Source organism: Polaromonas sp. P1_F6 (assembly GCF_056405695.1).
The window spans coordinates 166,765-180,625 of the sequence record NZ_JBFUBQ010000008.1 but is presented as its reverse complement, the minus strand read 5'-3'; the positions used below and the strand labels follow the sequence as shown (position 1 = coordinate 180,625).

General features: G+C 64.6%; 15 protein-coding genes. 9 read left to right on the top strand and 6 right to left on the bottom strand.

From position 1 onward, the window contains the following. Positions 1-286: 286 nt before the first annotated feature. Positions 287-676: a RidA family protein gene (locus tag AC1DY9_RS20005; protein ID WP_477667449.1), complete on the bottom strand. Its 390-nt coding sequence runs from the start codon at positions 674-676 to the stop codon at positions 287-289. 148 nt (positions 677-824) lie between these two features. Between AC1DY9_RS20005 and AC1DY9_RS20000 the strand changes: the two genes are divergently transcribed. From AC1DY9_RS20000 to AC1DY9_RS19965, 8 genes are all read left to right on the top strand, one after another. Then, positions 825-2,381: an ABC transporter substrate-binding protein gene (locus AC1DY9_RS20000; protein ID WP_477667448.1), complete on the top strand. Its 1,557-nt coding sequence runs from the start codon at positions 825-827 to the stop codon at positions 2,379-2,381. Between the two features lie 186 nt (positions 2,382-2,567). Continuing rightward, positions 2,568-3,509 carry an ABC transporter permease gene (locus tag AC1DY9_RS19995; protein ID WP_477667447.1) on the top strand — a complete coding sequence of 314 codons (942 nt, stop codon included), beginning with the start codon at positions 2,568-2,570 and terminating at the stop codon, positions 3,507-3,509. 1 nt (position 3,510) lies between these two features. After that, positions 3,511-4,350, top strand: coding sequence for an ABC transporter permease (locus tag AC1DY9_RS19990; protein ID WP_477667446.1), 840 nt, complete (start codon positions 3,511-3,513; stop codon positions 4,348-4,350). Next, positions 4,347-5,378: an ABC transporter ATP-binding protein gene (locus AC1DY9_RS19985; protein ID WP_457282470.1), complete on the top strand. Its 1,032-nt coding sequence runs from the start codon at positions 4,347-4,349 to the stop codon at positions 5,376-5,378. Before AC1DY9_RS19990 ends, AC1DY9_RS19985 begins: the two co-directional genes overlap by 4 nt. A gap of 8 nt (positions 5,379-5,386) precedes the next feature. Continuing rightward, on the top strand, positions 5,387-6,364 hold the full coding sequence (locus AC1DY9_RS19980) for an ABC transporter ATP-binding protein (protein WP_477667451.1): 978 nt from the start codon (positions 5,387-5,389) through the stop codon (positions 6,362-6,364). Beyond that, complete coding sequence (locus tag AC1DY9_RS19975; RefSeq protein ID WP_477667445.1) at positions 6,361-7,659, top strand: amino acid deaminase; 1,299 nt, start codon at positions 6,361-6,363, stop codon at positions 7,657-7,659. The genes AC1DY9_RS19980 and AC1DY9_RS19975 overlap by 4 nt, the downstream gene beginning before the upstream one ends. After that, positions 7,660-8,571: a MurR/RpiR family transcriptional regulator gene (locus tag AC1DY9_RS19970; RefSeq protein WP_477667444.1), complete on the top strand. Its 912-nt coding sequence runs from the start codon at positions 7,660-7,662 to the stop codon at positions 8,569-8,571. Next, a complete protein-coding gene (locus AC1DY9_RS19965; RefSeq protein WP_477667443.1) occupies positions 8,568-10,040 on the top strand; it encodes an N-acyl-D-amino-acid deacylase family protein in 1,473 nt (490 codons plus the stop codon). The genes AC1DY9_RS19970 and AC1DY9_RS19965 overlap by 4 nt, the downstream gene beginning before the upstream one ends. A 24-nt stretch (positions 10,041-10,064) precedes the next feature. On the opposite strand, the gene AC1DY9_RS19960 is transcribed toward AC1DY9_RS19965, so the two are convergent. From AC1DY9_RS19960 to AC1DY9_RS19945, 4 genes are all read right to left on the bottom strand, one after another. Beyond that, positions 10,065-10,562, bottom strand: coding sequence for an SMI1/KNR4 family protein (locus AC1DY9_RS19960; protein WP_477667442.1), 498 nt, complete (start codon positions 10,560-10,562; stop codon positions 10,065-10,067). Continuing rightward, positions 10,501-10,884 carry a hypothetical protein gene (locus AC1DY9_RS19955; protein WP_477667441.1) on the bottom strand — a complete coding sequence of 128 codons (384 nt, stop codon included), beginning with the start codon at positions 10,882-10,884 and terminating at the stop codon, positions 10,501-10,503. The genes AC1DY9_RS19960 and AC1DY9_RS19955 overlap by 62 nt, the downstream gene beginning before the upstream one ends. Positions 10,885-10,929: 45 nt before the next feature. After that, the gene (locus AC1DY9_RS19950) at positions 10,930-11,403 is read right to left on the bottom strand and encodes a hypothetical protein (protein WP_477667440.1); all 474 of its coding nucleotides are present in this window, start codon (positions 11,401-11,403) and stop codon (positions 10,930-10,932) included. Between the two features lie 150 nt (positions 11,404-11,553). Further along, the gene (locus tag AC1DY9_RS19945) at positions 11,554-12,537 is read right to left on the bottom strand and encodes a LysR substrate-binding domain-containing protein (protein WP_477667439.1); all 984 of its coding nucleotides are present in this window, start codon (positions 12,535-12,537) and stop codon (positions 11,554-11,556) included. Between the two features lie 161 nt (positions 12,538-12,698). Between AC1DY9_RS19945 and AC1DY9_RS19940 the strand changes: the two genes are divergently transcribed. Continuing rightward, positions 12,699-13,328, top strand: a complete 630-nt coding sequence (locus AC1DY9_RS19940; RefSeq protein ID WP_477667438.1) for a DUF2917 domain-containing protein — start codon at positions 12,699-12,701, stop codon at positions 13,326-13,328. 68 nt (positions 13,329-13,396) lie between these two features. Here the strand turns inward: AC1DY9_RS19940 and AC1DY9_RS19935 are convergent, their stop codons facing one another. Continuing rightward, a complete protein-coding gene (locus AC1DY9_RS19935) occupies positions 13,397-13,858 on the bottom strand; it encodes a TfoX/Sxy family protein (RefSeq protein WP_477667437.1) in 462 nt (153 codons plus the stop codon). Positions 13,859-13,861: the final 3 nt, after the last annotated feature.

Below are 13,861 nucleotides of genomic sequence, written 5' to 3'. Positions count from 1 at the left end.
GTTGTTGGCTGTTCGGTATTCCTCTCCCACCCCCTTGTGGATGCGCCGAGGAGCGGAGGGCCAGACGGATCAGGGCAAAAACTTGTTTGAGCGAAGCGAGTTGTTTTTGACCCCGGCTGGACCGAGCACCGCAGGTTGCCCGAAGCGCAGCGAAGGGACGCAGGAACCAGGGTCGCCTTTTCTTTGCTTACTTTCTTTTGGCGAAGCAAAAGAAAGTGAGTTGCATGCCGGGCAACCCCCGGCCAGCAGGATTCAGAGGAGGGCGCCCCGCCGGAGCAAACCGGGCCTAGCCCTTGGGCTTGTAAGCCACAACATCAATCTCCAGCCGCGCATCCACCATCAACCGCGCCTCGGTCGTCGAACGGGCTGGCTTCTTATCACCGAAATAGCCCATGTAGATGCGGTTGAAACTGCCGAAGTCGCGCGCGTCCTGCAGCCAAACAGTGCTCTTGCAGACGTCGTCCAGCGTGCAACCGGCCAGGGCCAGCACCGCCTGCAGGTTCTTCATCACCTGGTGGGTCTGCACCTCTATCCCGCCGGTCACGATCTCGCCGTTTTCATTGGCCGGCACCTGGCCGGAGACATAGATGAAGTCACCGGCGCGCACAGCGGGTGAGAACGGGCGGGGCTGGCGGTCGGAGGCCAGTGGAGGATTTCCGAAATGTTCGAGAGGCATGAAGAACTCCTTTTTCTAGTCTCTTTTGTGGCAAATTCTGAAATATATTTTCATGATTATGCGCAAATACTCGGGTTTATCCTGAAAATGATCATCTTCAGATCAATTAATCTTCACTTTTGAAATTTAACTTCAATCAGGAGTTGTCATGATCCGTGGAATTCGCATGCACCGCCGCACTGCCTTGTCTTCCCTGTTGGCCCTGGGTGCGGCCGGCGCCGGCTTCGGTCCGGCCGCCGCGCAGACGGGGAAGTCAGCCCTGAACCTGGCCATGGTGGCTGAGCCGCCGACGCTGGACATCCAGTCGACCCCGGCCGACCTGGTCTGCATCATCATGCAGCACGTCTACGAGCCGTTGTTCACCTTCGACGCCAAGGCGGCCCTGGTGCCGATGCTGGCCGAGGCGATGCCCAAGATATCGGCGGACGGCAAGCTCTACAGCATCGCACTGCGCAAGGGCGTGATGCTGCACAGCGGGCGCGAGCTTCATGCCGACGATGTGGTGGCCAGCCTGAAACGCTGGATGGAAGTCTCGCCGCGTGGCAAGTCGGTGGCGGTGCAGGTGGCCGACCTGTCGGCCAAGGGCCCGCACGGTGTGGAGATCAGCCTGAAGAACGCCTATGCGCCGCTGCTCTCGCAGCTGGCGATGGCCTCGGGCATGGCGGCCATCATGGCCAAGGAATCGCTGGCCCAGCCGCTGCGCGAATACGTGGGCACCGGGCCCTACAAGTTCAAGGAGCGCAAACCCGACCAGTACGTGCTGCTCACCCGCTTTGACGGCTACAGCGCGCGCAGTGAAGCTGCCAGCGGCTACGGCGGCAAGCGGGTGGCCGCGGTAGAGGAGCTGCGCTTTGTGCCGGTGCCCAATGCCAACACGCGGGTGGAGGGTGCGCTGGCCGGCCAGTTCCACTACGCCGATCTGCTGCCGATCGAGGCGCTGCCGCGGCTGGAAAAAGCCGGCGGCAAGGTCGTGCCCATCATGACGCCCTCGTTCGGCTTTCCTTACCTGGTGTTCAATACCAAGGAAGGCTCGCTGGCACGGCAACCTGTACGCAAGGCGGTGCAGACCGCGCTGGGCGAAGGCGAGATGCTGGCAGCGGGCTTTGGCGACACGCGCTTTTTCATCGCCGAAGGTAACCACTTCCCCAAAGGCACGCCTTTTTATTCCACCGCCGGCACCGCGGCCTATAACGAACGCGATGCCAAGAAAGCCAAGAGCCAGGCCGAGCAGGCCGGCTACAAGGGCGAACCGGTGCGCATCCTGACCAGCCGGCAGTATGACTTTCACTACAACATGGCATTGATCATGGCCGAGCAGCTCAAGCGCGCCGGCTTCAAGGCCGAGCTCAACGTGGTCGAGTGGGCGACGCTGCTGCAGCGCCGCGCCGACCCCAAGCTGTGGGACATCTATATCACCCATTCGGGCCTGTTCCCCGAACCCATGCTTTCGCCGCCGCAACTGGGCGACGGCGCGCCGGGCTGGTGGAGCTCGCCGGCCAAGACCGAGGCGCTGGCCGCGCTGAACCAGGAGCCCAACCCTGCCAAGCGCGGTGCGCTGTGGGGCAAGGTGCAGCAGGTGGTGTATGACGAGGTGCCTTACATCCAGGTCGGAAAATTTGCCAGTCTGTCGGCGCGCGCACCGGCGCTGCAGGGCTACACGCCCTATACCTATCCGTTCTTCTGGAACACCAGCCTAAAGAGTTGAGCCCCCACGCTCGTCGCTTCGCGTACTTCGCTGCCCCCCGAGGGGGCCGCCCGCCTGCGGCCCGGCAAAGCCGGTTCCGCGACTTGACTGGCTTGTTTCGTTTCGTCTCGGACCGGGTTTAGTGCTGCTGACAGGATGCCCTTGGATGGATAAAGAGATTTCACCCTTTATGAATAGAGCAACGTCATGACACGGTACCTCCTGTCCCGGCTGGGCGGCATGCTGGTGGTCATGGCCATCGTGGCGGTGCTGGTGTTCATTCTCACGCGCGCCGCCCCGGGTGACCCGATCGCCGTGCTGCTGGGCGACCAGGCCACGGCCGAGGACATCGCGCGCGTGCAGAAGGTCTATGGCCTGGACAAGCCCCTGCCGGTGCAGTTCGGCCTGTGGGTCCGTGAGCTGGCGCGCGGCAACCTGGGCGAATCGATCTTTCTGCAGCGCCCGGTGACCCAGGCGCTGTGGGAGCGGGCCGAACCCACGACCCTGCTCTCGCTGATGGCCGTCGCCATTGCCGCGCTGATCGGTGTGCCCTGCGGCATCGTTTCGGCCGTGTATCGCGGCAGGGCCGTCGACCAGGCTTTCACCGGCTTCGCCATGCTGGGCGCCAGCGTGCCCAGCTTCTGGTTCGGCCTGGTGCTGATGCAGATCTTCGCAGTCTCGCTGGGCTGGTTTCCGGTCTCGGGCTATGGCGAGCCGGGCGCCTCGCTGGCGGCCCGCATCCACTGCCTGGTGCTGCCGGCCACGGTGCTGGGCGTGCTCAATTCGGCGCTGATCATCCGCTTCACCCGCGCCTCCATGCTGGATGTGCTGGGTGAGGACTACGTGCGCACTGCCCGGGCCAAGGGGCTTTCGGAAAACGTGGTGGTGCTCAAGCATGCGCTGCGCAATGCGCTGGTGCCCATCGTCACCGTGCTCGGCCTGACAGTGGCGTTGATGATCGGTGGCGCGGTGGTTACCGAGACGGTGTTCGGCCTGCCCGGCGTGGGCAACCTGGTGGTGAGCGCGGTGATCCGGCGCGACTACCCGGTGATCCAGGGTGCGTTGCTGGTGGTGGCCGCGATCTACGTGGTGATCAATTTCGCCATCGACCTGCTGTACACCGTCGTTGACCCCCGTGTGAAGTATTGACATGCAGATTCCTCTTATTTTGCGCAAGCTGTTTCGCCGCCGCATCGTGCTGGCCGCGGCCATCGCGCTGGTCGTGGTGGTGCTGGTGTCGCTCTTCGCCGGCCCCCTGAGTGGGCTGGACCCGAACGAGACCGCCGTGAGCCAGCGCCTGGCGCAACCCTCTTCCACCCACCTGTTCGGCACCGACGAGCTGGGCCGCGACCTGTTTGCCCGCATCGCCTTCGGCGGCCGTTATTCGCTGACCATCGCGCTGCTGACGGCGCTGGGTTCGGTGGTGGCCGGCACCTTGTTTGGCCTGGTCGCAGGCTTCTTTCGACGGCTTGACGCGCCCGTCATGCGGGTGGTGGACGCGATGATGTCGTTTCCCGACATCCTGCTGGCCATCGCCCTGGTCGGTATCCTCGGCCCCTCGATGCTGAACGTGGTGCTGGCCCTGGTGCTGGTCTACACGCCGCGCGTGGCGCGGGTGGTGCGCGCCTCGACGCTGGTGGTGCGCGAGCTGCTCTTTGTGGAGGCGGCACGCGCCGTCGGGGTCTCCACCGTGCGCATCCTGTGGCGCCATGTGCTGCCCAACCTGATGTCGCCCATCCTGGTGCAGGCTTCGTTCATCTTTGCCTACGCCATCCTGGCGGAAGCCGCGCTGTCTTTCCTGGGCGTGGGCGTGCCGCCCGAAATCCCGACCTGGGGCACCATGGTCGCCGGCAGCCAGCAATACGCCCACCAGGCGCTGTGGATCGTGCTGTTCCCGGGCCTGGCCATCATCCTTACCGCGCTGTCGCTCCAATTGCTGGGCGACGGCATCCGCGACCTGCTGGATCCGCGCCTGCGGAAATCGATGTGAACCGTCTCGAAGTACGCCACCTTTCCACCTTCTTCGACACCGACGAAGGCCTGATCCGCTCCGTCGCCGACGTGAGCTTCAATATCCGTGCCGGCAAGACCACGGCCCTTGTTGGCGAATCGGGCTCGGGCAAATCGGTCACCAGCCTGACGCTGATGCGCCTGCTGCCGCGGACCGCTTCGACGCAGGTCAGCGGCCAGGCCCTGTTCGTCAACCGTGCCGGCGAGACGCTGGACCTGTTGACGCTGCCCGAGCCGCGCATGCGGGCGATTCGCGGCAACGAGGTGGCGATGATTTTTCAGGAGCCGATGACCAGCCTGAACCCGGTCTTCACCGTGGGCGAGCAGGTGGCCGAGACGCTCCGCCTGCACAAGGGCCTGGGCCATGCGGCCGCCCTGGCCCAGGCCCTGCGCATGCTGGAACTGGTGGAGATCCCGGCGGCTGCCCAGCGCCTGCATGAATACCCGCACCAACTCTCCGGCGGCATGCGCCAGCGGGTGATGATCGCGCTGGCCATGGCCTGCGACCCAACGCTGCTGATCGCCGACGAGCCCACCACCGCGTTGGACGTGACCATCCAGGCGCAGATCCTGGCGCTGATGCGCAGGCTGCAGGCTGAGACCGGCATGAGCATCCTGTTCATCACCCACAACCTGGGCGTGGTGGCCCACCATGCCGACGACGTGGCTGTGATGTACGCCGGCCGCATCGTGGAGGCCGCGCCCGTCAACGACCTGTTCGCACGGCCACAGCATCCTTACACGCAGGGCCTGCTGGCCTGCCTGCCGGCGCAGCAGCGCGGGCGGGCGCCGGCAGGGGACGGCGAGGGCCCGCATGCGGCGGGAGGCAAGCGCCGGCTCTACGCCATCCGCGGCCAGGTCTCCAGCCCGCTGGCGCCGCCACCGGGCTGCGCCTTCGAGCCGCGCTGTGACAAGGCCATCGCGGCCTGCCGCGACGCCATGCCGGCGTTGCGCAACGACGAAGCCGGCGGCAGCGCCCGCTGCATCCTGGTGCCGGAGGCCGCATGAGCACACAGATGCCCGCCGTCACACCTCTGATCGAGGTGCGCAACCTGCAGAAATTCTTCGGTTCCTCCGTGCGGCCGGTACGCGCGGTGGACGATGTGTCCTTCGTGATCCATCCCGGCGAGACATTGGGCCTGGTGGGCGAATCGGGGTCGGGCAAGAGCACCATCGGCCGCGCGCTGCTGCGCCTGGTCGACAGTACCGGTGGCACAGTGAGCTACCGCGGCGAAGACCTGGGCGCGGCTTCGGGCGGCCGCATGCGCGCGTTGCGCAGCAAGTTGCAGATGATCTTCCAGGACCCGTACGCCAGCCTGAACCCGAAGATGCGGGTGCGCGACATCCTGGGCGAGGCGCTGCAGGTGCACGGCCTGGCCAAAGGCAAGGAAGCTACCGCGCAGCGCATCGCCGAGCTGCTGCAGCTGGTGGGGCTGCCGCCAGAACACGCGGCGCGCTACCCGCACGAGTTTTCCGGCGGCCAGCGCCAGCGCATCGGCGTGGCGCGGGCCCTCTCGGTGCAGCCCGAATTCATCGTGGCCGACGAGCCGCTCTCGGCACTGGACGTGTCCATCCAGGCGCAGGTGGTCAACCTGCTGTGCGACCTGCGCGACAGCCTGAAGCTGACCATGCTGTTCATCTCGCATGACCTGGATGTGGTGGAATACCTGTGCGACCGGGTGGTTGTGCTGTACCTGGGCCGGGTGATGGAAGTGGCGCCGACGGCGCAGCTGTTCGCGCGGCCGCTGCATCCCTACACCCAGGCGCTGCTGGCCGCTTCGCCCAAGCCTGACCCGACGCTGAAGATGGTGCATGTGCCCTTGAAAGGCGACATGCCCAGCCCGGTCAACCCGCCTTCGGGCTGCGTGTTCCGCACACGTTGCCCGCATGCCATCGACGCCTGTGCCCAGACGCGGCCGGAGCCGCGCGACATGGGCGGCGGCCGCCTGAAAGCCTGCATCCGCGACGACATTGAATCATTGACGACACCATGACACTGCAAGACATTCTCGACCCACTGCTCGACGCCTCCTGGAAGGGCTTTCCGCACCACAGCCCGCCGCTGCGCCGCTCGGCCGTGGGCACCCAGGGTTGGAACGTGTTGCGCGGCGACCTGCCGTTACCGCTGGCCGTGATCCGCCGGGATGCCCTGGCCGGCAACCTGCAATGGATGCAGGGTTTCGCCGGCACGCATGGCGTCGGCCTGGCTCCGCACGGCAAGACCACCATGTCGCCGCAGCTGTTCCGGCGCCAGCTCGATGCCGGCGCCTGGGGCCTGACCTTCGCCACCGTGACGCAGCTGCGCGCGGGCGTGACGGCCGGTGCGAAGCGCTGCCTGATCGCCAACCAGGTGTTCCAGTCGGTGGACCTGCAGGGCATAGCCGACCTCAAGCGTGCCAATGCCGGGCTGAGCGTGGCTTTTCTGGTGGATTCCCTGGCGCAGGCAGAACTCATTGAAGCCTGGCATGCGGTGAATGCACACGCTGAGCCTTTCGACGTGCTGCTGGAGATCGGCGTGGACGGCGGCCGCACCGGTTGCCGCAGCCAAGAGCAGGCGCTCGCATTGGCCAAGCGCCTGCGCAGCGGCACGGCCACGCGGCTGGTCGGCATCGAATGCTACGAGGGTCTGGGCGCCACCGGCCAGTCGGACGCTGACACGGCCTACGCCAATGCGCTGATGCAACGTGTGCGCGACATCGCCCAAGCCTGCGACGAGCAGCAGTTGTTCGAAACGGATGAAATCCTCCTCACGGCCGGCGGCTCCGCCATCTTCGATCTGGTGGCCGAACACCTGAAGATGAAACTCTCGCGGCCCGTGCAAGGCCTGCTGCGTTCGGGCTGCTATGTGACGCACGACCATGGCACCTACCACCGCTTCATGAATACAGTCGCCGCGCGCATGGGCTGCGGCCATGGCTTGCACGCGGCGATGCAGGTGTGGGCGGCGGTGCAGTCCTGCCCCGAGCCGGGCCTGGCCATTCTTTCGGTGGGCAAGCGAGACATCTCCTACGACCTGGAGCTTCCCGTGCCCCTGGGCGTGTGCCGGGCAGGCGAGGCCACCATGACACCGGCGCCGGCCGACTGGAAGATTGCCGGCCTGAACGACCAGCATGCCTACCTCCGCCACGCGACCCCGGCCGGCAGCGGCCCGGAACACCAGGCCCTGCGCGTGGGCGACCTGGTCGCGCTGGGCATCTCCCACCCCTGCACCACCTTCGACAAATGGCGCTGGATGCCAGTGGTGGACGAACAAAACAACGTGTGTGACGCCATCGTCACCTGCTTTTAAATGACCCCACGCGTCCTTGAAAAAATTGCCGAGATCATGGACCGCGCGCCCGCCGCGCGGCGCACCGTGCTGGCCCTGATCCTGGAAGACCCGCAGCGCGTGCTGGACGAAACCTTCGAAACCCTGGCCCAGCGCGCCAACAGCTCGGTCCCCACCATCATGCGCACCTGCCGCGACCTGGGCTACCCCGGGCTGCGCGAGTTCAAGCTGGCGCTGGCGCAGGAGCTGGCGGTGGGCGGCTCACCGCTGAACCGGCGCGTGCGCATTGACGACGACACGCGCCAGGTCATCGCGAAGGTGACGCGCGGCGCCGCCACGGTGATCAACAGCGTACAGGCCCAGCTCAATGTGGAGGCGGTGCAGGCGGCCGCCGATGCCATCGTCGATGGTGCACGGGTGGATTGCTATGGCGTCGGCGTCACCTCCAACTTCATGGCCTCCGACTTGCAGGCGCGGCTGTACCGCATGGGCGTGGCCTCCAACAGCTACCTGGACCCGCACCTGCAGCTGATCTCGGCCGCCACCATCGGCCCGCGCGGCGTGGTGATGGCCATCACCCACGTCGGCGGCATGCCTTCGCTGCTGGAGGCGGTGGACGTCGCGCGCTCGCAAGGCGCCACCATCATCGCGCTGACGCAGCCCGGCTCGCAGCTCGCGGCGCTGGCCGACATCGTGCTGGGCGTGGAAGTGGCGCCCGACCCGGTAATGCCGGTGGGGCCCGAGGCCTACCTGGCGCACCTGACGGTGATCGAGATACTCACCGTGCTGGTGGCGCAGCGCCTGGGCGACAAGGCCGTGAACCGGCTGGCCAACATCCAGCGCACGCTGGAAACCCGCGGCGTGGACATGCACCACCACCCCCGGCTGGACTGGGACGAAGGCGCCAAGCTCACCATGGGAAAAGTACGATGACGCGCGCCACCTTGCTGGAAAACGGCCTGCTGGTAGACGGTACCAGCGCGGCTGGCAGACCTGGGGACCTTCTGCTGGCGGGCGACCGGATCGTGGCCATGGGCACGGGCCTGCGGCACGGCCTGCCGGATGGCCTGACTCTGGCCGACGCCGATGTGTACGATTGCAGCGGCCTGGTGATCGCGCCCGGCTTCATCGACGTGCACACCCACGACGACGCCATTGTGCTGAACGCGCCAGGCATGTTTCCCAAGCTGTCGCAAGGCATCACCACGGTGGTCACCGGCAACTGCGGCCTGTCGGTCGCACCCTTCGTGGTGGAGGAGCCGCAGGGTGCCCTCACCCTGCTCGGAAATTCGTTCAAATACCCTTCGGTGGAGGCCTACGCACAGGCCGTTGCCGAAGCGCAGCCGGCCGTTAATGTGGCGCCACTGATCGGCCACACCACGCTGCGCTATGCCTGCGTGGGCGACCTCAACCGGCCAGCCACCACTGATGAAGTGGCCGCCATGTGCGCCCTGCTGGAGCAATGCATGGCCCAGGGAGCGATTGGCCTCTCGTCGGGCCTTTTTTATGCCGAAGCCATGCCTGCGCCGGCTGCCGAGGTGACGGCGTTGGCGCGCGTTGTTGCGCGGTACGGCGGCATTTACGCCACCCACATGCGCTCGGAGATGGCCGACATCCTGGAGGCCATGCACGAGGCCGCCGGCTGCGCCTTCGAGGCCGGCGTGCCGCTGGTGATCTCGCATCACAAATGCGCCGGCCCGGCCAACTGGGGCCGCACGCGCGAGACGCTGCCGCTGATCGACACGCTGGCCCGGCGCCAGGACATCGCGATGGATGTCTACCCCTACGTGGCCGGCTCGACCGTGCTGCGGGAAGACCTGGTGGACGGCGTGATCGATGTCCTCTTGAGCTGGTCGACTCCCCACCCCGAAATGATGGGCCGTACGCTGGCCTCGATTGCCGAGGAGTGGGGTGTCGACCAGAAGGCCGCCTGCCGCCGCCTGCAGCCGGGCGGCGCCTGTTATTTCCAGATGCACGAGGACGACGTCAAGCGCGTCATGGCGCATCCCCTCTCCATGATCGGCTCCGACGGCCTGCCGCATGACAAGCATCCGCATCCGCGCCTGTGGGGCGCTTTTCCGCGGGTGCTTGCGCGTTACTGGCGCGAGCAGCAGCTTTTTTCGCTGGAAACTGCGATCTACAAGATGACCGGCCTGTCGGCACGCAACTTCCGCCTGCACCAGCGCGGCCAGCTGCAGCCCGGCTGGCATGCCGACGTCGTGGTGCTGGACCCGGCCCGCGTGCGCGACGTGGCAACCTACCAGGACCCGATCGCGGTGTCCGAAGGGATTGAGAAAGTGTTTGTGAACGGCGAGCTGGCCTATGTGGCCGGTGATGCCGACGCGGTGAACGCCAAGGTGCAGGCGCGTGCCGGGCGTTTGCTCAAACGCGGCGCGGCCTGAGTTTCGGTCGCTCTCCTCGCATATCTACAAAATGCTCTTTGGATTTGCAGCATAGCTCACCATAAATTCCCGAAATGAGGGTGCCATTGGCTCTCCCGGCGTGGCATCCTCCGCCACTCGATATACATGTGCAGGTTGCAATGGCTCGCCAGTGAACCTGACTGCATATAGCCAGCTGTTCATCAAGTAATCAGAAAATGCAAAGCAGTCCGGATACGAAAAGCGATCTGGATAGATGACACCGGTACTGTCGTCGAGTACTTCGTGAACCGGTCGAATCTCGGATAGCGGCCAAAACCTATAACAATCCGAGTCCGTAAAATCGAAACTGCTTCCATCCACGGTTTCGAGATACTCGAGTACGTCACGTGGAATGGTTACGCCGTACTTAGACTGAAATTCGGCCACTTGCGACGGCTGCACACCCGGGCGGACAGGAATCCCGCTAAGGCGCCAGTATTCAATGATCTTGGCCCAGGGTTCGACCACCGGCATATTTGAAGGATGGGTCAGCTGTTGCAAGGCTGACCTTCCGTTCTCTGAAGTCGGGCGGCACTTCGACAGCGCCTGTCGAATAACACTCAAGCATGAGTTCGCGATTTTCGATAAAGACCAGGTAGCCAACTTCATACTCCCCAATTCGGCCGACGACTGCCGGTTCATCGAACACTGCGCGCTCCATCGGTAGCAGCGGATGTCTGACCGTAAGAAAGTAACCCACTCCAGTGCGCTCAAAAGCCACAAACCCGGAGTCTTTGAGGACTGCCTCGACCAGAGCGTTGCCGAGCTCGGGCATTGCGAGCATACGAACGGCTTGCTTCTCAAAGTCGCGAAATTGGCTCATAAGCGTCTGACGTTGAAGTTGGGCCTTGCCACCGGTACGGAACTGTTACCTGGCAGCATAGGTTACGGGAACCGATTTGTATTTGGCCAGTTCTTCGGCCGATGGGCAAGGCACTTCATCCAGGTAGAAGTGGTATCCCGTTGCGATAAGAGCAATTGGTACGGCGACCTTGGCTAAAGTACCCGGAGAAGCACTTGTGCGAAGACAGATGCGAGATCCATGCTGCAATTTGAATTGAAGGCGGGTGGGCTTGGCTGTTCTTGCCTGCACGAAAATCTCCCGCTCGCCAGACGACAGGTTTGCAATGGCGTACTCGGAATTCGATAACGATGCAAATGCTGCACCGTCTGTACCTACAGCGAGCGAGACGCCACCGGCAATGAACGACGACTCCCTGAAAACAAGAATCTCACCTTGCGCTGACGGCGACGGTTTGGGTATGGCAACGACAGGCTGGCTGGCGCAGGCGATCAAAGACGCCGCCACGAAGGCAATTGAAGCAAGTCGTACAAATGTCATGGGGCAGGTTCTCCGGGGTAAGTGTGAAGGGCTAACGGTTAACTTGAGCGGCGTCATCAGGCGTTCGCTCGAATGATGGGTGGGGCGCAGGCATCGAAGCCGGGGCACTGTGCCAGCCCTTCGACGCCTCAGGGCGAACGGAAGCGGGGCTCAATCGAGGGAATCCACTGTATCCGGATCCGGCACATCGCCGATAGCCTCCCGCGTCAGCGCGGCCTGGCTTTTGAGCCAGTCGCAAAAGGCCATCACTTCAGGCCGGGCCACATTGCGCGGACCGATGATCAGCCAGTAGCTCATCGGGGACTCCATGCGCATCTGCGGCAGCGGCTCTACCAGGTCGCCCGAGGCCAGGCTCTCCGCGATCAGCGGCAGGCGCGCCAGCACCACGCCTTGCCCTGTCAGGGTCGCCTGCACCATCTGGTAGGCATAGTTGAAGTACAGCCAGCGCTTGGCTTCCAGCTTGGGGCTGGCATGGTCGCTCAGCCAACGGCGCCAGGTCAGCCATTCCAGGTGGGTGTGATGTGCGTCGCCTGCCTCGATCAGCGTGAACTGGGCCAGGTCGTCCGGCTTCTTCAGGCGCGGCCCGCTTTTAAGCAGCCAGGGGCTGATGACGGGCGTGATCTGCTCGCCGAAAAGGCGTATGGCGCCTGGCGGCATGTGGCTGGCCGGGGCGTAACGCAGGGCCAGGTCCAGGTCTGAAATGTCCAGGTCCACCGCCACGTCCGACGCATCAATCCGGATGTCGATGTCGGGGTTGTCGCGCTGAAAACCCTCCAGCCGGGGGATTAGCCACATCGAGGCAAACGAGGCAAAGGTGGTGAGCGACACGCTCTTGCGCCCGGCGGTCTGGCGTATCTGCCGCACGGCGTTGTCAATGCGCTCCAGGGAGGGCGTGACGGCCCGCAGCAAGATGCCGCCGGCGGTGGTGAGCTCCACGGCGCGCGTGTGGCGGTGAAAAAGGCTCACGCCCACGTCTTCTTCCAGGCCCTGGATCTGGCGGCTCACGGCCGACTGGGTGAGGGCCAGCTCTTCCGAGGCAGCGCGGAAGTTGAGGTGGCGGGCGACGGCCTCAAAAGCCCTTAACTGGCCGGCGGAAATCGGCCGGGAGCGCAAGTGTGTTTGTGAATGGAGCATGACAGTGTGGGGGTGAAAAAGGCCAAATAGGGCAATTCGGGCCTAATTGATTGATGCGATTATGGAATCAATAGCTTACCGCGATTTCATTGGACTGTGCAAGCCCGTGGCGAGATGATTCAACCCTCATCACTCACTTTGTGCCTTTTTAGGAGAACACCATGGACCACGCAGCTCACCTCTCAGGAGATCGTTTCTTGCAACAGGCTTCCGATGCCACCAACGGCCATGTGGCCGGCCTGGCGGGCTTCTGGAAACTGGGCGCGGGCCGAGCGCTGACGCTGCGTGCCTCGCAGGCCGGTGTGTTGCGAATTGCGCATGGCCGGGTCTGGGCCACCTTCGACGCCGCCAGCCAGGACATCCAGGTCCGCGCCGGCGACCATTTCCTCAGCCGGGGCGAAAGCCTTTCGCTGCGGGCGGGTGAGTCGCTGGTGATGGAGTCCTTCAGCGCTGGTCACGCTGCTTCCGCTTATTTCAGCTGGGAGCCGGCAACGGCCTGCGCCAAAGTGCCCGAGATGAAAGAGACTTCCGGCTGGCGCGCCGGCGTGATGCAGCCTTTGGGTGACTTGCGTGCCGCCTTCGGCCTGGCCACCAGCGCCCTCGGCCGCCTGGTCCGCGGGCTGGCGATGGGTGCTGTCGCCGCTGTTGAAGCGGTGCTGACCCCCGTTGCCCTGGTGTTCGTCACTGCCCGCGCCCGGCCTCACGTCACCGGCCACGACTTTGACGCCTACAGGGACAATCAGCTCCAGCCGCGCAACTACAACGTGCTGGCCATGTCCAACCTGGTCTAAGCGCAGATAGCCAACAGTTTTACTCCGGGAAAACCGTTTAACCCGCAGTCGCAAGGCTGCGGGTTTTTTTATGGGCGCCTGGTTCGGGGCTTGGCCGTTTTGGCGGTCCTGGTTACCGGCGCCTTTGGCGTTTTCCTCGCCTTCGCTGTCTTGGGCGCTTTGGTCGCCTTGGCCGCACGCGCCTTCAGCGCACATTCCAGCGCTACACGCGCCCATTCCAGCATCACGGCGGGCGACTCCATCGCCTCTTCGGGTGCCGCGTAGTAGTTGAGACTGTGCGGCGCACTGACGCCATTGCGTGTCATTTCAAAGGTGAACCGCTCACAGCCATGGGCTTCATACAGGCTGCGGGTCTCGGCATCCGCCTTGAGCCACAGCTTCTCGCCGCCGCCCAGGTCGGCCACCAGGGCCAGCGTCAGTCCCGAGGTGCTGATGCCAAACCCGCCAAACATGCGCCTGGCCGTGCAGGGCCCGACGCCTGACAAAAGCTCGCAGYAGTAGGTCGCAAAATCATTCGTGGAAGAGGCCATCGC